A 21838-nucleotide genomic window follows, 5' to 3' on the forward strand; every position below is an offset into this window, starting at 1 on the left:
ACTAAAATTTATTAGGATTCCAACTTTCATCTACGATTTTTAAATCTTTAGGTGTATCGACACTAGCCCAAAAATCATTGTGTTCATAGACTGCCAGCTCATTATCTTTTATTAAATTTCGGAGAGGATCTTCTTCTAGAACACAATCATCACTATTACATAAATAATCGAAAATTCCTTTGTTAAATACAAAAAAACCGCCGTTAATTACTTCATCAAGTAATGGTTTTTCTTTAAAATCAATAGCAATTCCATTTTCAACCGCCAATAGGCCATATTGACTATTCTTTTTTATTCCAGTTAATGTAGCAATTTTTCCTTTTTCTTTATGGAATGCTATCAGTTGATCAATATCTATATTGGCTAATCCATCGCCATAAGTTAATAAAAAGGTTTCACCCTGAACAAAAGGTTCAAGTTTTTTTAGTCTTGCCCCGGTCATTGTATCAATTCCTGTATCTATAAAGTGTATATTCCAATTTTCTAATTCCTGAAGTAGCTTATATTGACTAGTTTTAAAATTTAAACTAAAATCATTCTCTTTCCAGCTAAAGTCCATAAAATATTCTTTAATTTTCTCACCTTTATATCCTAAGGGCAAAATGAAATCAGAATGTCCATATTTTCTATACCAATTCATTATATGCAGGAGGAGAGGCTTTCCTTGAACTCGAACTAATGGTTTGGGAATGTCCTCTAAAATTCCTTGCATCCGAAGCCCTTTTCCGCCACACAAAATTATGACTTTCATAGATCTATTTCCTTCCTCTCTATATATTTTACTAATTTAAGCTATGTAGTTTGTTTGGAAAATGTATACACGGTTGTACCATAATGATAATCAACTAAAAAATATATGTTAGATTTATAATTCAAATGCTGATTAAATGTTGAGAATACGCAATGTAGTTTACCATGAATTGTATGTAAATTAGTTTATATAGTACTAATGAAAGAAATTGCTTATTCGTAAGATAAAAGAAGGGGAGGGAAATCTGGGGGGATGGAAGAAGCATGTAATTAAAAGTATTAGAAGATAAAATTATAACAAAAATAAGGTGAATTATAGAATCTGGTAGTTGTGAATATACTACCTAAGCAGAATATGCTGATTGTATAAATGATTTCAAAGAAATTAACAGAAGAATAGCGAAGGAAATTAACTATTAAAGAAAAAGTGAACAAATATTACATTTTAAACTCTAGAAATTAAAAAAGAGCACCGCATAAAGGTGCTCTAGTGATGGAATTAACTTTGTAAAGAACTATTGATCCTATAAAGAAGGACTTATGAATGATTATATGAACGGATAATGAATTAAGTGTGTGCTAATCAGAGGGGAATTTTATTTTTCTACGCCTATTTTAATCTACAAACAAAATTATGTTAAAAGTAAAAAGGAAATTAATAAGTTAATGCTATTTTATTTAAAATATAATCCCAATCGGAATCATCACCTTCCCATCTATCCTGATAACGTGGGAGTTCAATTGAACAAACCCTAGGTATGCCCCAATTTTGTTCAACAATATTTGATATACCCTCCTTAAAATTTACAATAAGAATATTAAAATCTTTATTTGTAACTTTGGATAACACGTTCTGTAATTCAACTGCCTCATCTCGATTTCCCCAAATTCTAATGAATAAAATTGATTCACTACTAGTTATTTCTTCAAGGAATCGTTTAATTTTAGTGTCTAATTTAGCTTTAAAAGAAGGGTAGGTTACTTTCCAATTCTCATCTGGATTAATAGGAAAGTCATGCATTGATAAACAATTATAATAAGTGTCCTTTATACAGTAGGTAACTCGTTCTGCCCATTTCGTTTGATTATCAAATTCTGATTCAATAAGACCATAACTTTCTGATCCTTCTATGACCATATTTTCCAACTTCATAAATTTTTCAAATCGATTTTGAAGTAATCTGTTTACATCTGAAAGTGATGGATAATAAAACCAATCTAAAGGTCCAGAAAATGTTCTTAAATGGTGCCTTTTGACTTGGTTAGTAACTTGGCACAATCCGCCTAAACTTACAATCAGGCCATAGGATTTTTGTATATCCTCTAGGTTCATCCTCATCATCCTTTTTATAGAATAATTTAAATTATCTCTTCAGTATATGATGCAATAATATATTGATGTGGACCTATATATAGAAGTACATAGGGCTAAGACATTTGTACAAACTTAAAGAGTGAAAATTATGAAGTTAACGTAAATAATGCATTTTGGAATGGTTAGCAAATGATATATGGCGATGGAGATGATTGTGGATTTATTCCACTTTCTGGTTCTCATTATGTTGTGGCACATGAATTAACTCATGCAGTTACAGAGTATTCTGCTGATCTTCGTTACTCTGTTTATACAAATTTATATATTTGAGAAAGTTATTCTAACTCTTAAATTCCAATTACAAGTAACGAAGCATTCTTCGAAAAAGAAGATAAAGGTAGCTTTGAGCGTAAAGAGAAACTGGAATAAAGGTAAGATTGGATAAAGGGCTAGTATTGAAAAATATAAAAGATGGAAGTAGCATAGGAGATTTACGCATAAAGTAAAATTGATGATAAAATTAACGGAATTTTCATTTTAGTCAGATAAATGTATGGTGTTTTTAACTTATAATAATGTTACTACAATGAAAATACGGCTACGAATTAGTTATTTTAAAAATCAAATTTAGATGGGAAGAGGATAATGAAGACCAGAGATAGTTATAAAATTATTGTAATTGGTGCTGGGACGGCAGGAATATCTTCTACTGCACATTTGTTACGAAATGTACCCCTATTGAAAGAAAGTATAGCAATTATTGACCCATCAAAAAAACATTATTTCCAACCACTATGGAGTTTAGTGGGGGGAGGAATTGTTTCAAAGGAAAGTACGATGCGTGATCAAGAATTGCTTATTCCAAAAGGTGCAACGTGGATTCCTAAAAGTGTCGTTAAGTTGTTTCCGGAAGAAAATAAGCTACTTTTAGATGATGGACTGCTGCTTGAGTATGAAATACTTATTGTAGCAGCCGGTATACAAATACATTGGGATGGTATTAAAGGCTTGAAGGAGTCTATTGGGACTAATGGGGTTTGTAGTAATTACTCTTATAAATATGTTGATTCTACTTGGAGAGAAATTGAAAAATTTAAAGGAGGAAATGCGGTTTTTACCCACCCCAATACTCCTATTAAATGCGGCGGTGCTCCACAAAAGATTATGTATTTAGCAGAGGAGTATTTTGGTAATAGCGGTGTAAGAAACAAAAGTGAAGTAATGTTTTATACGGCGAACGCTAACATATTTCAGGTTCCACGTTATGCTAATACATTAGAACAAGTGCTAGAAAGAAAGCAAATAATAACAAATTATAATAAAAACTTAGTAGAAATTATCGCAGGGAAGAAAGAAGCAATTTTTGAAGATACGCAAACACTGAAAAGAGAAACAGTTCCATATAGTATGATCCATGTTGTTCCACCTATGGGGCCACCTAATTTTATTAAAGAGAGTGAGATAAGTGATCATCAGGGTTGGGTAGATATAAACCCTTATACTTTGCAGCATGTAAAGTATAAGAATATTTTCGGACTTGGAGATTGTACCAATTTACCTACCTCTAAAACTGGAGCGGCAATTCGAAAACAAATACCGGTCTTAAAACAAAATATTATGGACGTACTTAACGGAAGAGATTTGCGTGCTAAATATGATGGATATACATCTTGTCCGATTATTACAGGTTATAAAAGTCTTATACTCGCTGAATTCAACTATGAACATGAGCCTCAAGAAACCTTTCCGTTCAATCAAGCGAAAGAACGATATAGTATGTTTTTACTTAAAAGATATATGTTGCCCTATATGTATTGGAACTTTATGTTGAAAGGGATTCTATAAGAGAAGAGAGAAAGCGGTAATGAAAATTGAAAATCATTTTGAATTAACTATTTGGAGGGAATAGCTATGCTTTTAAAATATTTTTATGATGAAAAATTAGCACATGCTTCTTATTTAGTCGGTTGTCAGAAGGAAGGCGTAGCAATTGTGATTGATCCAAGTCGCTATATAGAACAATATATAGAATTTGCTAAAAAAGAGGGAATAGAAGTAATTGCTGCGGCTGAAACTCATATTCATGCAGATTTTCTTTCTGGGTCTAAAGAACTTTCAAATCTTTATCATGCAAAGTTATATGTATCTGATGAAGGAGATTATGATTGGAAATATCAATATCTTAACGAAGGTCGATACAAATTGGTTAGAGAGGGCACAGAGTTTAAAATAGGTCATATAAAATTTAATGTAATTCACACCCCAGGGCATACACCTGAGAGTATTTCTTTTTTAGTAACTGATACGAGTCAAAATAATTATACGAATGATAAGCCGATGGGAATATTCACAGGTGATTTTATATTTGTAGGAGATATAGGAAGACCGGATTTATTAGAAACTGCTGTAGGTATGAAAGATACTGCAAAAATAGGAGCGAAACAATTATTTGATTCTATACAAAAAATAAAAATACTCCCTGATTATTTGCAAATATGGCCATCACATGGTGCAGGAAGTGCATGTGGAAAAGCATTAGGAGCAATTCCAACTTCTACATTAGGTTATGAAAAGATGTTTAATTGGGCATTTCAGTGTAATGAAGAAGGTGAGTTTGTATCGACTTTATTGACGGGACAGCCAGAGCCTCCAAAGTATTTTTCATTAATGAAGAATTTAAATAAGTATGGTCCTCCAATTCGAAAGAAGAGGGGAGTTTTTGCTATTAAAACAGTAGAAGAACTTCAAGAAGTTATGAGGAGCGTTCAACAAATAGTTGATATAAGGGATGTAGAGCGTTTTGCTTCTGGTCATATTGAGAAATCAATTAACATACCTTATAACAATTCTTTTACAACGTGGTGTGGATGGTTACTAGATTATAAAGCAGAAACTTTAATCATACTAGATGAGGAAGAGGTTAGAGTGGAGGAGGTTATTAGAGACTTTGAATCTATTGGGCTAGACAATATTATTGCTTTTGTACCTTTAAAGGTAATACAAAGACTTGATAAATTTGAAAATTACAAAGAAAAAACATCAATTGAATTATATCCGCATATAAAAGATAGAAAAGTTAAGGTTATCGATGTACGAAGTGAAAAGGAGTGGGAGGAAGGACATCTTCATGATGCAATACACATCCCTTTAGGAAATCTATCTAAGCAGCTAGATTGCATACCAAAAGATTGCCCAATCGTTTTACAATGTCGAACCGGATTGCGTTCCGCTATAGCAGCTAGTATTTTACAAAGAGCTGGTATAAAGGAAGTAGTGAATTTAAAGGGAGGATTTCTTGCGTGGAAAAAAGAAGAACTTCCATATATAATATGTAATCGTAATGTATAAGGAAAAAACTTCCATTAATTTATCCAATAAGAAAAATTGGGATTACATAGAAGTATATCTATATATAGGAGCACCACATTTAGATAGTATATTAAAATAAGAGAAATAGATGATTTATTCTATAGACCTGAATTTTTTCAGAATTATGCTAATGAGCAAATAGATATAGTTTTATCAGCAAATTAGTTGCTCCAAATCAAGGGGTTTTCCCTACATATACAGCCGGTTTATATGAAAAACAAAATACGCATATGATAGTGAGTAGAGGATTAGGCAATAGTATCATTCCGAAAAGGATTTTTAATAGGCCGGAACTTGTAATCGTACAGCTAAATTGAACTGTACGATTTTTTGTATAAAAAAATAAATAGACAATATGCATTTTATACAAGTTAACATTACAATTTTGTTAAAAATTTTCTACGTTACATAAAGTAACAAAATTTGACCTGAAGAGTTTGTTATAGTGTAAATAATCAAAAAACTTAAAAATTAGTCGAGTGAAAAATGTGATAAGTAACTCATGTGAAAAAACTTAAAGGGGTGTACACATGCATAAAGAATATGAGATTGAAGAGTATACGGCGATTGAGGAACAAATACATTATTATTGTAAATGTTTATTAGTAAGTCATCCTGATCAAATTATAAAGTATTTAGAAAAAAGGTTAGAAAAATATGCAGAAACATTACAATATGCACATTTATATCCTGACACAGTTATTTTACCGTTACAGCAGTTAGTTATCGAATATTCTTTAGATGTTGCTAGAATTAGAAAGTATATGAATTTAAAAACGTAAAGTAAAATATATAATGTAAATGAAACAGAGTCGACTTTAAGAAATGATATTCTAATGTCGACTCTGTTTCATTGTTTAAGATTGAAAATACATACTAATCAATGAAGTTTGACATATAATTACGCAAGAGTAAAATAAAAGTGAGTACTCACTCATTTTTAAAAAGGGGGAAGAAAACGTGCTGCAACCTGCAATTATTTTACGAACCGTGTCAAAAAGTTTTGGAAAAAAAGAAGTGTTACACAATCTTTCATTGCAAGTTGAAAAAGCTGAGATATTTGGTTTAGTTGGGCCTTCTGGTTCAGGGAAAACGACACTTATTAAATTGATTGCTGGTATTAATGAGCCGACTAAAGGTGAAGTGTTTGTTTACAACACGAACATGCCTAATTTAAATGAAATGAAAAGAATTGGTTATATGGCTCAGGCGGATGCATTATACGAAGAATTATCAGCATTTGAAAATGCAGATTTTATGGCAACAATGTATGGATTAAAAGGAAAGCGTAAAAAAGAAAGAATTGAAGAGGTTTTTGATCTTGTTCAATTATCACAACATATGAAAAAGCAAGTACAGCATTTTTCAGGCGGGATGAAGAAGCGTTTATCATTAGCAATAGCCCTTCTTCATGAACCTGAAATATTAATTTTAGATGAGCCAACAGTGGGGATAGATCCGCTTCTTAGAAAAACGATTTGGGAAAAATTTTATGATTTGAAAAAGAAAGGCACTACTATTATTGTAACAACGCACATTATGGACGAAGCTGAATATTGTGAACGCCTAGGGTTAATTAGAGAAGGAAAGCTAGTAGCGACTGGAACACCTGAAGAATTGAAAAAGCGAGTATCTTCAGGACGGATTGAAGATGTCTTTTTGTTGGAAGAGGTGGCCCTATCATGAGAGTTACCGGTGTAATCATTCGTATTATTCGCCAATTTTTTCGGGATAAGCGTTCGTTAGCAATGATGTTTGGAGCACCTATGTTATTACTTTGGTTATTATCGCTAGTGTTTACACAAAAAGACTATGTACCACATATCGCTGTTGTTGATATGCCCGCTCAGGTAGTAAAAATGATGAAAAATCAGGAAGCGTCAATTTATGAATATAGTAAAGAAAAGGCAATGTCTGAGCTGGAAAATCAAAAGTTAGATGCAGTAATTCGATTAGAAAATGGAAAAATGAATATTGTATTAGAAGGTAGTGATTCGTCAAAAAATCGTGCTGTGCTTCAAATATTACAAAAGAGTACAGAGAAAAACGATGTATCAACTATGAAAACTGAAGTGAATTATTTACATGGCTCTAAAGACTTTACAATGTTTGATGGGCTTGGTCCTGTATTAATCGGTTTCTTTACATTTTTCTTTGTATTTATTTTATCAGGGGTGTCTTTCGTAAGAGAACGTTTAAGTGGTACTTTAGAAAGGTTATTATCGACTCCAATTAAAAGATGGGAAATAGTTGTAGGATATATTATTGGTTTTGGGATCTTTGCATTTATACAATCCATTATAATCGTAAGTTTTTCAGTTTATATTTTAGATTTGTATGTAGCTGGCTCTATATGGCTAACCCTACTTATTACATGTATGCTTTCTTTAACGGCATTAACTTTAGGGACGTTTTTATCAGCGTACGCAAATAATGAATTTCAAATGATTCAGTTTATACCGCTTGTCATTGTGCCACAAATATTCTTTTCTGGTTTGTTTCCAATTGAATCGATGAATAAGTGGCTTCAAATGTTAGGGAAATTATTTCCGCTCACATACGGCGCTGACGCAATGAGACAAGTGATGATTCGAAATCAAGGATTTATAGAGATTGCATTAGATTTAACTGTTTTACTATTTTTCTCAGTATTATTTGCAATAGGAAATGTATTTGCATTAAAGAAACATCGAAAAATATAATGATGATACAAAGGGGCATTATAGATGAAGAAGGATTGGCTAGAAGAATTAATTGCTGCAACAAATACGGATAAACGAAATGAACGTCAAATGCGTATACTAGAGGCAGCTGTTGATATGTTTGGAGAAAAAGGATATGCATCAACTTCAACAAATGAAATTGCAAAGCGTGCTGGTGTAGCGGAAGGAACAATCTTCCGCTACTATAAAACGAAAAAAGATTTATTGTTAGCAGTCGTCATGCCAACATTAACAAAGTTTGCTGCACCATTTTTCGTACAAACCTTCGCAAAGGAAATATTTAAATCGGAGTATGAATCATACGAAGGGCTTCTAAGAGTTGTGATTCATAATAGATTTGAATTTGCAAAAAAGCATTTTCCAATGATAAAAATATTAATTCAAGAAGTGCCATTTCAGCCAGAACTAAAAAATGAAATACAACATTTAGTAGAAACAGAGTTATTTTCACATTTTAAAAAGTTGATTGTAAAGTTTCAAGAAGACAGGGAAATTATTGAAATGCCGCCATCTTCAGTATTAAGACTTACTTTATCAGCTGTATTAGGTTTATTATTAACAAGATTTTTATTATTACCTGAAGAAAAATGGGATGATGATTTGGAAATTGAAAATACGATTCAATTTATACTGTACGGATTAACGCCACGAAATTAATCGTCGAAGTATGAATTACATATGTTACATTTAAGCAAAATAATAAATCGCCTTTAAAAAGGCGATTTATATTTGTTATATTTTTGATAAATAAGTACTTGTTTACGAAAAACATTCTAGATTAACGTACTTCTTTGTCTCTTCTTCTAAGACCTAATAATCCTGCTAGTCCTAATAAACCGAGCCAAGCCCAATTATTATTTCTATCACGATTATCATTTAAATCATTTGTCGTATTTACATTTCGAGTTCTCACATCATTATTAACTCTGTCTAAGTTATTGTCATTAACTCGAGTTGAAATATCAGTGTTATTAACTCTATTCATATGATTTCCATCGTATTCAGCTTGGGCAGATGTACCTAAAAACATAATAGATAGTGCTAAAACACTTAAAATAGATGATAATTTTTTCTTCATAAATTTCCCCTCCTTTCTTACGTATTACATTCTCCAACTCTTTTGTGCATTATTCATTTGTGATAGTATCAAACCATGATTTTAAAGCGAACATCTTTACGTCTTAGAGCTAAATAACTGTTAAAATGGCATTCAATATGTGCATTAAAATATTAAATAAAACAAACTTTGATTACGATACTAAACTTAGTACAATTTATATAGTACGGACTAGTACAAAGGAGGTAATGAAATGCGACAATTTGCAAAACCAACAATTGTTGTGAGTAAATGTTTAGAATTTGATGCTTGTCGTTATAATGGAGAGATGATTCCAGATGTAACAATACGAAATTTGCAGCCATTTGTTACATTTATACCTGTTTGTCCAGAAGTTGAGATCGGATTGGGCACTCCTCGTGAAACGATACGAATTGTAGAAGAAAATGGTGTGAATAAGCTTGTGCAGCCGTCGACGCGGGAAGATGTAACTAAAAAAATGGAGCAATTTTCAAATGACTTTTTACAAACGATACCTGATGTGGATGGTTTTATTTTAAAGAATCGTTCGCCAAGTTGTGGTACCCGTGATGTGAAAATTTATTCTGATTTTGAAAAAGCGCCAGCAAAAGGAAAGGGATCAGGATTATTTGGCGGAGCAGTAATAAAAAATTTTTCACATCTTCCAATTGAAGAAGAAGGTAGATTGTCGAATTTTATTATTAGAGAACATTTCTTTACAAGGTTATTTACAATCGCATATTACAAAATGATCAAACATAATAAAAATATGAAAGATCTTGTATCGTTTCAGTCGGATAATAAATATTTATTTATGGCATATAATCAGGTAAAACAAAAGGAATTGGGACGAATAATTGCAAATCACAAAAATGAAAAGATTGAAGTGGTATTTGAAAACTATGAGAAAACTTTATATGAATTATTTATGCGCACACCCCGCTATACATCGAATGTAAATGTATGTGAGCATATTTTTGGATATTTTAAAACAAAATTGAAAAAACAAGAAAAAGATCATTTTTTAGATCTGATACAAAAATATAAAGAAAAGAAAAGCCCGCTTAGTAGTATACTTGCAATTTTAAAATCATGGGCCCTTCGATTTGATGAAAAGTATTTATTACGACAAACATATTTCGAACCATACCCTGAAGCTTTAGTAGAGATTTCAGATTCGGGTAAAGGTAGAGATTATTAAACAATAAATTACATATTTCGACAAGAGAACTCCTATGTTGTTGTAGAACAATGTAGGAATTTTTTTGTGCATTAGTACAGAATCTGTTTTAAAATTAGATTATGACAGAATTATAACAATTATCTAACTAATGTTCTTGTCTTTTAATCTGTAATGTTTGTAGTAGAAACTCGCACGCTGTCGAAACTCAATATTCGATAAGGGGTGTGTAGCGGAATGGAATTTACTCTAACTCGCGAAAAACAAATGATTAAAGAAATGGTACGTGACTTTGCTGAAAAGGAAATCGCACCGAAAGCTGTGTATTATGACAAAACTGCGGAATTTCCATATGAAACATTTCAAAAAATGGGCGAACTAGGATTATTAGGCATCCCATTCCCTGAAGAGTATGGAGGTTCAGGTGGCGATACTGTATCGTACGCGTTAGCAGTTGAAGAAATTGGTCGTGCTTGTGGTGGAACAGGATTAAGTTACGCTGCAACAATTTCATTAGGTGCTTCTCCAATTTATTATTTCGGTACAGAAGAACAAAAGCAGAAATATTTAGTTCCAATGGCATCAGGTAAAACGTTAGGTGCTTTCGGATTAACTGAGCCGAACGCAGGATCTGATGCAGGTGGTACACAAACGAAAGCTGTATTAGATGGAGACGAGTATGTTATTAGTGGTGAAAAATGTTGGATTACAAATGCAGAGTATGCAAATACAATTATTGTAACCGCTGTCAATGGTGTTGAAGACAATGGTAGAAAACGCATTTCGGCATTTATTGTACCCACTACAAGTGAAGGATTAACAATCTCAAGTCCTTACGATAAGATGGGTGTTCGTGCTTCTAATACATGTGAAATCGTACTTGATGGTGTACGTGTACCGAAAGAAAATATTCTTGGTGATGTAAATAAAGGATTTAAACAATTCTTATATACACTTGATGGAGGACGTATTTCAATCGCAGCATTAGCTGTTGGTATTGCGCAATCTGCATTTGAACGTGCACTGCAATATGCGAAAGAACGTCAACAATTCGGGAAAGCAATCTCTAACTTTCAAGCAATTCAATTTAAATTAGCTGATATGGCGACTGAAGTAGAGTTAGCTCGTAATTTAGTACATAAAGCAGCTTGGCTAAAAGATAATGATAAACCTTTCGGTAAAGAAGCGGCTATGGCAAAACTTTTTGCATCGGAAGCAGCAAGCCGTATTGCAAATCAAGCAGTACAAATTCACGGTGGATACGGTTATATGCGTGAATATGAAGTGGAACGACATATTCGTGATGCGAAACTATTAGAAATTGGTGAAGGAACTTCTGAAATTCAACGTCTCGTAATTGCTAGACATTTAGGATGTAGATAAAAGGGAGGAATCACTATGTTTCAAAAAATATTAATTGCTAATCGCGGGGAAATCGCAGTTCGTATTATGAAAACTTGTCAAAAACTTGGCATTCGCACTGTTGCTATTTATTCTGAGGCAGATGAAAATGCCCTACATGTAAAAATGGCAAATGAAGCTTACTTAGTAGGTGGGCCGCGTGTCCAAGAAAGCTATTTAAACCTTGAAAAAATTATTGAGATAGCTAAGAAGACAAATGCTGAAGCAATCCATCCGGGATATGGATTATTATCTGAGAATCCGTCTTTTCCGGTTCGCTGTAAAGAAGAGGGAATCGTATTTATCGGACCGTCAGAAGAAATCATTACGAAGATGGGAAGTAAAATTGAATCACGTATTGCAATGCAAGCTGCAGATGTCCCAGTAGTTCCAGGTATTACTACAAATATTGAAACTGCTGAAGAAGCAATTGAAATCGCTAAAAAGATTGGTTATCCATTAATGTTGAAGGCATCCGCAGGCGGCGGAGGCATTGGAATGCAGTTGATGGAAACTGAGCAAACGCTCACCAAAGCATTTGAAAGTAACAAAACAAGAGCGCAAAACTTCTTCGGTAACGGAGAAATGTATTTAGAACGCTATATAGCAGATGCACACCATATTGAAATTCAGCTTTTAGCAGATACACATGGTAACACAGTGTATTTATGGGAGCGTGAATGTTCCGTACAACGCCGAAATCAGAAAGTAATTGAAGAAGCACCTTCACCATTTTTAGATGAAGGTACAAGAAAAGCGATGGGTGAAGTTGCTGTACAAGCTGCTAAAGCCCTAGGATATACAAATGCTGGTACAGTTGAGTTTCTAGTTGATGATCAGAAAAACTTCTATTTCTTAGAGATGAATACGAGATTACAAGTAGAGCATCCAGTTACAGAAGAAATTACTGGTTTAGATCTTGTAGAACAACAACTTCTAATTGCATATGGTGAGAAATTATCGTTTACACAAGATGATGTAAAACGTAGTGGTCATGCCATTGAGGCACGTATTTATGCAGAAGATCCGAAGACTTTCTTCCCATCACCTGGGAAAATTACAGATTTAGCGCTTCCAACAAATGTACGTATTGATCACTTTTTAGAGAATCAAGTAACGATTACACCTTTCTATGATCCAATGATTGCGAAAGTCATTGCTCATGGTGAAACTCGTGAAGAAGCAATTTTGAAATTACATGATGCTTTAGAAGAATTAAAGGTAGAAGGCATTAAAACGAACACGCCAATGTTAATTCAAGTTTTAGAAGATGATGTGTTCAAAAGCGGTATTTATACAACAGGTTTTGTAACAAAACAACTTGTTAAAAAATAAGATTTAACAATATTAAGGGGGAAAAAATGATGACGAAAGTATATGCATCGATGGCAGGAAATGTATGGAAGATTGTTGTGGGAGTAGGAGACACAGTAGAGGAAGAGCAGGATGTCGTCATTTTGGAATCTATGAAAATGGAAATTCCAATCGTTTCAGAAGAAGCTGGCACAGTTATGAAAATTAATGTGCAAGAAGGCGATTTTGTAAATGAAGGAGATGTATTACTAGAAATTGAATAGGGAGATATAGGGGGAAGCGAATTGAAACTACCTAATTTTGCTGTCATTAAAGAAGTCGGGCCACGTGATGGCTTACAAAATGAAAAAAAGATTGTTGGCACAAAAGATAAAGTAAGATGGATTCAACTACTTACAGAGGCAGGATTATCGTACGTTGAAGTTTCCTCATTCGTTCACCCTAAATGGGTCCCTGCATTAGCAGATGCAAATGATGTGTTTTCTGAGCTGAAAAGGGATCCAAATGTTACATATGCAGCGCTTGTTCCAAATCAAAATGGTTTGGAACGAGCTTTTTTGCAAAATGTAGATGAGGTGAATGTTTTTTTATCAGCAAGTGAATCTCATAATAAAAGTAATATTAATAAATCAATTAAAGAAGCATTAGCTGTAATTGAAGATATAACAAAACAGGCATTATTCGAAGGGAAAAAGGTAAGGGGCTATGTTTCTACAGTATTTGGATGTCCTTATGAAGGAGATATAAGCGTCGTAGCAGTTGACGAATTATGTAATCAACTATTTTCATATGGAATTTATGAAGTCTCTCTTGGTGACACGATCGGTGTAGCGAATCCATTACAAGTAGAGCAAGTATTAGAACATTTATTAAAGAAATATGATGCTTCGCAGTTTGCAATGCACTTCCATAATACGTATGGAATGGCTCTGGCGAATGTAGTTAAGTCATTGGAATATGGTATTACAACATTTGATAGTTCTTGTGGTGGTCTTGGGGGATGTCCATATGCACCAGGAGCATCAGGCAATGTTGCAACTGATGACTTAGTTCATATGCTCCATAAGTTAGGGGTTCAAACGAATATTGATGAAGAGAAGTTATTAAGAGCGAGTCAATTTATTCAAAGTAAATTAAATATCCAATTACCGAGTCATGTGTATAGAGCGCTTCAACATAAAACGATAAGTAGGTGAGAAGATGCTACAATTACAAAACATTTCAGTTGATTATGTAACACCTCACGTTGTAAAGATTTCATTATATCGTGAAAGACAAGCAAACTCATTATCTTTAGCGTTATTAGAAGAGTTACAAAACATATTAACTCAAATAAATGAAGAGTCTAATACCCGTGTAGTTATTCTAACAGGTGCTGGTGAAAAAGCATTTTGTGCCGGAGCTGATTTAAAAGAACGTGCTGGCATGAATGAAGAACAAGTTCGTCATGCTGTTAGTATGATTCGTTCTACTATGGAAATGGTTGAACAATTACCACAGCCAGTTATTGCTGCTATAAATGGAATCGCACTTGGTGGTGGTACGGAATTAAGTTTAGCTTGTGATTTTAGAATTGCTTCAGACACTGCAAGCCTTGGTCTTACTGAAACGACTCTTGCAATTATACCAGGAGCAGGCGGTACGCAGCGTTTACCAAGATTAATCGGTGTTGGTAGAGCGAAAGAATTAATTTATACAGGCAGACGTATTTCGGCGCAAGAAGCGAAAGAATATGGCCTAGTAGAATTCGTTGTACCGGCTCATTTGCTTGAAGAGAAAGCAATTGAAATGGCAGAGGGAATTGCTAGTAATGGTCCAATTGCTGTTCGATTAGCAAAAGAAGCAATTTCAAACGGTATTCAAGTTGATTTACATACCGGATTACAAATGGAAAAACAAGCGTATGAAGGTGTAATCCATACGAAAGATAGATTAGAAGGATTACAAGCATTCAAGGAAAAACGCACACCAATGTATAAGGGGGAGTAAATATGTTAGACCAAAAACAACAATCGAATACATTTGAAGAACGAGTTGAAACGATTAAACAAGGCGGCGCACCAAAATATCATGAACAAAACAAAGCAAAAGGAAAACTATTCGTTCGAGATCGCTTAGCTCTTTTATTTGATAATGGTGAATATGTAGAAGATGCATTATTTGCAAATTGTGAACAAACAGGATTACCTGCTGATGGTGTTGTAACAGCAACAGGTAAAATACATGGTCGTACGGCATGCGTAATGGCAAATGATTCAACAGTAAAGGCTGGATCATGGGGCGCACGTACAGTTGAAAAGATTTTACGTATTCAAGAAACAGCAGAAAAATTACGTGTTCCATTATTTTATTTAGTTGACTCTGCTGGAGCGCGTATTACTGATCAAGTTGAAATGTTCCCAGGGCGCCGCGGTGCAGGAAGAATCTTCTATAATCAAGTGAAATTATCAGGTAAAGTTCCTCAAGTATGTTTATTATTTGGACCTTCGGCTGCTGGTGGCGCATATATTCCAGCCTTTTGTGACGTTGTAATGATGGTAGAAGGAAATGCATCTATGTATTTAGGATCTCCTCGTATGGCTGAGATGGTTATTGGTGAGAAGGTAACGTTAGAAGAGATGGGCGGAGCTCGTATGCATTGCTCTGTATCAGGATGCGGAGATGTTTTATGTAAAACAGAAGAAGATGCAATTACACAAGCAAGACAATACATTTCATATTTTCCAAATAACTACTTAGAAAAGACTCCATTGGTTACACCTCAAGAACCGAAACAATTCGATAAAACGTTAGAACAAATCATTCCAGAAAATCAAAATGCTCCTTTCAATATGAAAGATCTCATTAATAGAGTTATTGACGAAGGTTCTTTCTATGAAGTGAAAAAATTATTTGCTCAAGAACTTATTACAGGTTTAGCACGTATTGATGGTAAGCCAGTTGGTATTATTGCAAATCAACCGCGTATGAAAGGCGGCGTATTATTCCACGATTCAGCTGATAAAGCAGCGAAGTTTATTAATTTATGCGATGCATATCATATTCCATTATTATTCCTTGCAGATGTACCTGGATTTATGATTGGTACAAAAGTAGAGCGTGCTGGTATTATTCGCCATGGTGCAAAAATGATTTCTGCAATGAGTGAAGCAACTGTACCAAAAATCTCTATCGTTGTTCGTAAAGCATATGGTGCTGGTTTATATGCGATGGCGGGTCCAGCCTTTGAACCGGATTGCTGTCTAGCATTACCAACAGCTTCTATTGCGGTAATGGGTCCAGAAGCCGCGGTCAATGCTGTATATGCAAATAAGATTGCAGCTTTACCAGAAGAAGAGCGTGATAGCTTCATTGCTGAAAAACGCGAAGAGTATAAGCAAGATATTGATATTTACCATTTAGCATCAGAGATGGTCATTGATGGTATTGTTCATCCAAACAATTTAAGAGAAGAGTTAAAAGGACGATTCGAAATGTATATGAGTAAATATCAAGTATTTACGGATCGTAAACATCCTGTTTATCCAGTTTAAAAGCCCTAATTAGGGCTTTCTTGCTCAAAAAGTCAAGGAGGGGAAAACATTGAAACAAGCAGTTTGGTTTCCAACAGAAGAGTATAAAGAAAAAACGCGTTTGTATGGTTGGATGAAATCATTGGGCTATGAAGATTATGAAACGTTTTATAATAAATCTATTGAAGAAACAGCTTGGTTTTGGGGAGAAGCTGAAAAAGCGGTTGGCTATCAATGGATGAAACCTTATACAGAAGTGCTAGATTTAGAAAATGGAACGCCGTTTGCACAGTGGTATAATGGCGGAACATGTAACGTTGTAGAATCAGTTTTATCACGCTGGCTTGCAGATGATGAAACAAGAACACAACCAGCACTTCAGTATGAGGGGGAAAATGGAACTTCAAAATCATTTACATATGAAGAACTTGACAGCTGGGTAAGTCGTGTTGCAAACGGTTTGAAACATGCGGGTATTGAAAAAGGTGACCGTGTAACAATTTATATGCCGATGATTCCAGAAACAGTTGTTGCAATGCTAGCTGTTATGAAAATCGGAGCAATTATTTCACCAATATTCTCAGGTTTTGCGTCTGATGCAGTCATGACACGTGTGCAAGCGGCAGGATCTAAAATGATCATTACTGCAGATGGCTTTTCACGCCGGGGTAAAATAGTTTCATTAAAAGATGAAGTAGATAAAGCTTGTGAACATTGTCCAACTGTTGAAAAAGTTGTTATCGTGCGTCATGCAGGAAATGATTTTACACCACATAATTATGATTTCTCGTGGAGTACGTTAGAAAAAGAAAAGCCATTTGTACATGCTGAAGAAATGCATAGTGATGATCCATTAATGCTCATTTATACATCAGGTACAACTGGGAAACCGAAAGGAACAGTACATACACATGCTGGTTTCCCTTTGAAAGCTGCATTTGATGCAGGATTTGGAATGAATATCAAACAAGGTGACCGCGTATTATGGGTAACTGATATGGGCTGGATGATGGGACCATTTCTACTATTCGGCTCCCTCATAAATGGAGCAACGATGGTTATGTATGAAGGTGTACCTGACTTCCCAGAGGCAGATCGTTTATGGGAGACAGTTGATAAATATGAAATTACACATCTGGGTATATCACCAACATTAATTCGTGCGTTAATGGCAAAAGGTGATGAATATGTAAATAAACATTCGCTTAAGAGTTTAGAAGTTTTCGCTTCAACAGGTGAACCATGGAATCCAGACCCTTGGATGTGGCTATTTGAAACAGTTGGAAAAAGTAATGTACCAATTTGTAACTATTCAGGCGGAACTGAAATTTCTGGTGGCATTTTCGGAAACGTCCTTATTAAACCAATTGCACCGATTAGTTTTAATGCATCTTTACCAGGAATGGCAGCAGTTGTTCTCGATGATCAAGGTAATCCAATTCGTGATGAAGTTGGAGAATTATGTTTAGAGAAACCGTGGGTTGGTATGACAAAGAGCTTCTGGGAAGACGATGAGCGTTATGTGAACACATATTGGTCACGTTTTGAAAATAAATGGGTTCATGGTGATTGGGTGATTTATGATGGTGAGCAATATATTATTACAGGACGCTCAGATGATACGTTAAACATTGCTGGAAAACGCATTGGACCTGCTGAATATGAATCAATTCTTGTAAAACATAATGATGTCATAGAAGCTGCCGCGATTGGTGTACCTGATGAAGTAAAAGGTGAAGTTTGTCATTGTTTTGTAGTATTAAGGGACAATATAACATTCACAGGAGAGTTAAAGAAAGAATTAATGAGTTTAGTAAACTCTCATATCGGAAAAGCATTATGTCCAAAAGATATTCACGTTGTAGAAGATTTACCGAAGACACGTAATTCTAAAGTCATGCGACGCGTCATTAAAGCTGCTTACTTAGGAAAAGAATTAGGTGATTTATCATCACTTGTGAATCCTGAGGTAGTTCCGTTTATTCAGGGGTTGCAGTCTAGTAAATTATAAGATATAAAGTATGTATAATAAAAGCTGATCTCTAATTGATAGAGGTCAGTTTTTATTTTTTTACATTGCGCTGAATAGAAAAGAGTAATTATTAATGTGAGGATTCCCAGTATATACACTGGGAGTTCATACAGCTATACATTTGTTTTGTTGTATATCATTCAATTTAGTACATGTGTTTGTTTTTTCCTTTCTATGTTTTTGCCTCGTACACTTTAAAGCTAGTGGACATACTATATGAATAGAAATGATTAGGGGGTGAAAATATGGGATATAGATATAGTAATAATAAAAAGAAATGTTCATGTAAACAGGATGATTGTTGGGACGTTTTTGAAGAGTGTAAAAAAGAACAAGAAGAACAAAATAAAGCATGCGATTGTTGCTGTGTACAAGGAATTAGAGATGAACTGAGAAAGTTAGTAAACAGATCAGTGCGCATTACAACAGGAAGTAATAATTATGCTGGAACTGTTTCTTCAGTCACTTGTGATGTTGTAAAGCTTGCTAATAGTGCTGGTGTAGTTACAATAATTATTTCAGTTTGTAAAATTGAAGCGATTGAGCCATTGTTGACATAGGGAAAAAGCGTAATCTTGCTTTTGGGTAAAGCCATTCTTAAGAATGGCTTTATTTTAATTTCATATAAAGGAGAATATATTCTTTATATAGAAATAGGTTTGGGGTTATAAAGTATGATGTATGAAAGGAGCATAAAAGTGATTAAACTAGAAACCTTTAACAAGTCTGATTTCAAACAATTGATGGGTTGGATTGACTCTGAAGAGTTTTTAATACAATGGTCGGGAAATGCATTTGCATATCCTCTAAATGAACAACAATTAGAAAATTATATAGAAAGCTCAAATACACTTGCATTTAAAGTAATAGATGAGGAGTCTAAGAAAGTAGTTGGTCATATTTCACTTGGGCAAATAGATAATATTAATAAGTCTGCAAGGGTTGGAAAAGTGCTAGTTGGTGATACAAAAATGAGAGGACGTTCTATAGGGAAACATATGATGAAGGCAGTACTACAAGTTGCATTTGAAGAATTAAAACTACATAGAGTAACACTTGGTGTTTATGATTTTAATACGTCGGCCATCTCATGTTATGAAAAAATAGGATTTATAAAAGAAGGTTTATTACGAGAATCAAAAAAAGTAGGTGAAACATATTGGAATTTATGGGAAATGAGTATGTTAGAATATGAATGGAGCGATAAAGAATAATAGTTATCTATAACTATGTTATGTTAATTAAAAGGGGTATGGTGGGGAATTATGAATAATAAAACGAAAATCATTACAATTGCAGCTGTTTCAGGAGGAGGTAAAACGACAGTTACAGAAAAATTAACTGAAAAGCTAACAAATTCAAAAGCTCTTTATTTTGATAGCTATCATTTTGAAAACTGCCCTACTGATATTTGTAAATGGATTGATGAGGGAGCAAATTATGATGAATGGGTACTTACACCATTAATTCATGATATTCAGCATCTTATAGGAGAGGCTAATGTAGATTATATTATTGTAGATTATCCTTTTGCATACTTAAATAGTGAAATGCAAGAATACATTGATACAACTATATTTATTGATACGCCTTTAGATATTGCGATGGCTAGAAGAATTTTGCGAGATTTTAAAGAAGGTACAATAGATGAAATACATAATGATTTGAAACATTACATGACATTTGCGAGAAAAGCATATTTAGAGGCAATTCATACTGTTAAGCCGAATTCGGATATTGTATTGGATGGCTCTTTATCTGTAAGTGAAATAATTAATCATGCTGTAGAGGAACTTGGTCTGAGAGAAGTGATTGTAAATAACGAGAATTAGAAGATTTTTTGCAGTTGTGGTCATCTAGCCTAGAATGTAAGATATTAAAAGCTTCGTGGACAGATAAAACATATACGTACGGTGAAGTGTTAAGACATGTAATTGTACATGAAATTCATCACATTGGTCAGCTCTCTATATGGGCGAGAGAATTAAACCTTCAGCCTGTTTCAGCAAATTTAATTGGAAGACTATAGATTTAAAAAACGGCTTGCACTGTAAATGCAAGCCGCTTTTATATATAAGAAGATTTCCTAGTTGAAATCCTCGGATTTTTTCTGGCGTATATGTAAAAACATTAAAAATGTAATAATAAAGAAAATCAACAATGTTTGTATAATTAAATTTTTAAACTGAAGCAAAACTGTCCAAGAAGTAACCGCATCTTTAAAAGCTTGGAGTGCAGAGTATGAGGAAGGATCAAAACCGTACTGTAGTAACTTTTTTGTTTCAATAAAAGTACTGTTTTCTTCATTGGAGTCTAATATTACGGAAATAAGTCTAGTATCTCCTCGTTTTGCTGTACTAACAAAACTATAATTACCATTAGTTAAAAAAATAGTTTGTAAGCCGTCAACACCTTGGAGTTTAATGTTTTTATCAAGGGAATAAATCATTTTATTTGTGTTGAAAACTTTTGAGTCTTTGAAGGTAAATTGGTAAGAGGTTAGTTTTGTAATATTCAATACATCTGGAAAATCTGTTACTAATTGTGTAGCTAATTTAGCTACATCTATCGCTGTTGTAGTTGATTGTTTATTTGTATCGTTATGTATTCCAGTAGCATTTAGAAACGGGGATGGTTGTGATAACTTTAGTTGTTTTGCTTTCTCATTCATTAAAAGTGTAAAGTTATCTTCGTTTCCAGCAATGTGTTCTGCAAGAGCAAGTGTGGAACGATTATTCCCTGTCAAAAACAATGCATGAAGTAAATCACGAACTGTCGTTTTATCTTTCGAAGTCACTTGTATAGGACTCGTTTCTACTCTGAAGACTTCGTTACTTATTTTTACTAATTCATCTAACTGTATGTTTCCTTCATTCAGTTGTTCCATTGCGATATACTCTGTCATTAATTTAGATAAAGTAGCAGACTGTATAGGAATTTCTTCATTTTTTTTATAAACAACTTCACCTGAATTAGCATCTATTAAAATAGCTGATTTAGCTTGAATAATTGGACCATTTACATAAAGATAAAAATATAAAACGATAAGTGCTGTAATAACAAAAGATAACAATAAAATTGCGAATTTTTTCAAGAATTGCATAAGCGATCCTCCTATTATGACATCGATAATAATATTGTAAAAAGGAATGCTTAATTAGGAA

Annotated in this window: 21 protein-coding genes and 3 pseudogenes; 20 read left to right on the plus strand and 4 right to left on the minus strand. The window is 33.8% G+C overall.

Features of this window, described 5'->3' with window-relative positions:
• Position 1: 1 nt before the first annotated feature.
• Both ACZ76X_RS00255 and ACZ76X_RS00260 read right to left on the minus strand, forming a co-directional pair.
• Positions 2-751 carry a sugar phosphate nucleotidyltransferase gene (locus ACZ76X_RS00255; RefSeq protein WP_479849081.1) on the minus strand — a complete coding sequence of 250 codons (750 nt, stop codon included), beginning with the start codon at positions 749-751 and terminating at the stop codon, positions 2-4.
• 654 nt (positions 752-1405) lie between these two features.
• Positions 1406-2083, minus strand: a complete 678-nt coding sequence (locus ACZ76X_RS00260) for a papain-like cysteine peptidase (RefSeq protein WP_306183038.1) — start codon at positions 2081-2083, stop codon at positions 1406-1408.
• A 126-nt stretch (positions 2084-2209) separates the two neighbouring features.
• Between ACZ76X_RS00260 and ACZ76X_RS00265 the strand changes: the two are divergent.
• The 8 genes and pseudogenes from ACZ76X_RS00265 to ACZ76X_RS00300 form a co-directional block, all read left to right on the plus strand.
• Positions 2210-2368, plus strand: a pseudogene (locus ACZ76X_RS00265) (peptidase M4 family protein); the annotation flags it as partial.
• 342 nt (positions 2369-2710) lie between these two features.
• Entirely contained in the window at positions 2711-3910 is a 1200-nt protein-coding gene (locus ACZ76X_RS00270) for an NAD(P)/FAD-dependent oxidoreductase (RefSeq protein ID WP_479849082.1), read from the plus strand.
• Between the two features lie 66 nt (positions 3911-3976).
• Complete coding sequence (locus tag ACZ76X_RS00275) at positions 3977-5413, plus strand: MBL fold metallo-hydrolase (RefSeq protein ID WP_479849083.1); 1437 nt, start codon at positions 3977-3979, stop codon at positions 5411-5413.
• 114 nt (positions 5414-5527) lie between these two features.
• Positions 5528-5751: pseudogene (locus tag ACZ76X_RS00280) on the plus strand (metallophosphoesterase); the annotation flags it as partial.
• A 213-nt stretch (positions 5752-5964) separates the two neighbouring features.
• Entirely contained in the window at positions 5965-6216 is a 252-nt protein-coding gene (locus ACZ76X_RS00285) for a hypothetical protein (RefSeq protein WP_000548621.1), read from the plus strand.
• A gap of 178 nt (positions 6217-6394) precedes the next feature.
• Entirely contained in the window at positions 6395-7120 is a 726-nt protein-coding gene (locus ACZ76X_RS00290; RefSeq protein ID WP_479849084.1) for an ABC transporter ATP-binding protein, read from the plus strand.
• Complete coding sequence (locus ACZ76X_RS00295) at positions 7117-8136, plus strand: ABC transporter permease (protein WP_479849085.1); 1020 nt, start codon at positions 7117-7119, stop codon at positions 8134-8136. Before ACZ76X_RS00290 ends, ACZ76X_RS00295 begins: the two co-directional genes overlap by 4 nt.
• Before the next feature lie 24 nt (positions 8137-8160).
• The gene (locus ACZ76X_RS00300; RefSeq protein WP_479849086.1) at positions 8161-8814 is read left to right on the plus strand and encodes a TetR/AcrR family transcriptional regulator; all 654 of its coding nucleotides are present in this window, start codon (positions 8161-8163) and stop codon (positions 8812-8814) included.
• A 121-nt stretch (positions 8815-8935) separates the two neighbouring features.
• Here ACZ76X_RS00300 and ACZ76X_RS00305 read toward each other — a convergent pair whose 3' ends face one another.
• Complete coding sequence (locus ACZ76X_RS00305; RefSeq protein WP_000728148.1) at positions 8936-9235, minus strand: WGxxGxxG family protein; 300 nt, start codon at positions 9233-9235, stop codon at positions 8936-8938.
• Between the two features lie 232 nt (positions 9236-9467).
• Between ACZ76X_RS00305 and ACZ76X_RS00310 the strand changes: the two genes are divergently transcribed.
• From ACZ76X_RS00310 to ACZ76X_RS00365, 12 genes and pseudogenes are all read left to right on the plus strand, one after another.
• Positions 9468-10436: a YbgA family protein gene (locus ACZ76X_RS00310; RefSeq protein ID WP_479849087.1), complete on the plus strand. Its 969-nt coding sequence runs from the start codon at positions 9468-9470 to the stop codon at positions 10434-10436.
• Positions 10437-10652: 216 nt separating this feature from the next.
• Positions 10653-11798, plus strand: coding sequence for an acyl-CoA dehydrogenase (locus tag ACZ76X_RS00315; protein WP_087956529.1), 1146 nt, complete (start codon positions 10653-10655; stop codon positions 11796-11798).
• Positions 11799-11813: 15 nt separating this feature from the next.
• Complete coding sequence (locus ACZ76X_RS00320; protein WP_479849088.1) at positions 11814-13151, plus strand: acetyl-CoA carboxylase biotin carboxylase subunit; 1338 nt, start codon at positions 11814-11816, stop codon at positions 13149-13151.
• Between the two features lie 26 nt (positions 13152-13177).
• Positions 13178-13393 carry an acetyl-CoA carboxylase biotin carboxyl carrier protein subunit gene (locus ACZ76X_RS00325; RefSeq protein ID WP_001985297.1) on the plus strand — a complete coding sequence of 72 codons (216 nt, stop codon included), beginning with the start codon at positions 13178-13180 and terminating at the stop codon, positions 13391-13393.
• 21 nt (positions 13394-13414) lie between these two features.
• Positions 13415-14326, plus strand: a complete 912-nt coding sequence (gene mvaB, locus ACZ76X_RS00330) for a hydroxymethylglutaryl-CoA lyase (RefSeq protein WP_479849089.1) — start codon at positions 13415-13417, stop codon at positions 14324-14326.
• Positions 14327-14330: 4 nt separating this feature from the next.
• Positions 14331-15119 carry an enoyl-CoA hydratase gene (locus ACZ76X_RS00335; RefSeq protein ID WP_479849090.1) on the plus strand — a complete coding sequence of 263 codons (789 nt, stop codon included), beginning with the start codon at positions 14331-14333 and terminating at the stop codon, positions 15117-15119.
• Positions 15120-15121: 2 nt separating this feature from the next.
• Positions 15122-16663, plus strand: coding sequence for an acyl-CoA carboxylase subunit beta (locus ACZ76X_RS00340; RefSeq protein ID WP_342719513.1), 1542 nt, complete (start codon positions 15122-15124; stop codon positions 16661-16663).
• A gap of 49 nt (positions 16664-16712) precedes the next feature.
• Complete coding sequence (locus ACZ76X_RS00345) at positions 16713-18653, plus strand: AMP-binding protein (protein ID WP_479849091.1); 1941 nt, start codon at positions 16713-16715, stop codon at positions 18651-18653.
• A 266-nt stretch (positions 18654-18919) separates the two neighbouring features.
• Positions 18920-19234, plus strand: coding sequence for an exosporium protein ExsK (gene exsK, locus ACZ76X_RS00350; RefSeq protein WP_479849092.1), 315 nt, complete (start codon positions 18920-18922; stop codon positions 19232-19234).
• Positions 19235-19348: 114 nt separating this feature from the next.
• Entirely contained in the window at positions 19349-19888 is a 540-nt protein-coding gene (locus ACZ76X_RS00355; protein WP_479849093.1) for a GNAT family N-acetyltransferase, read from the plus strand.
• A gap of 51 nt (positions 19889-19939) precedes the next feature.
• Positions 19940-20506, plus strand: coding sequence for a nucleoside/nucleotide kinase family protein (locus ACZ76X_RS00360; RefSeq protein WP_479849094.1), 567 nt, complete (start codon positions 19940-19942; stop codon positions 20504-20506).
• Positions 20497-20703 (plus strand): annotated as a pseudogene (locus tag ACZ76X_RS00365) (DinB family protein); the annotation flags it as partial. The gene ACZ76X_RS00360 and the pseudogene ACZ76X_RS00365, both read left to right, overlap by 10 nt.
• A 57-nt stretch (positions 20704-20760) precedes the next feature.
• Here the strand turns inward: ACZ76X_RS00365 and ACZ76X_RS00370 are convergent.
• The gene (locus ACZ76X_RS00370; RefSeq protein WP_479849095.1) at positions 20761-21777 is read right to left on the minus strand and encodes a D-alanyl-D-alanine carboxypeptidase family protein; all 1017 of its coding nucleotides are present in this window, start codon (positions 21775-21777) and stop codon (positions 20761-20763) included.
• Positions 21778-21838: the final 61 nt, after the last annotated feature.

This window comes from Bacillus sp. BC05(2025) (assembly GCF_056725905.1).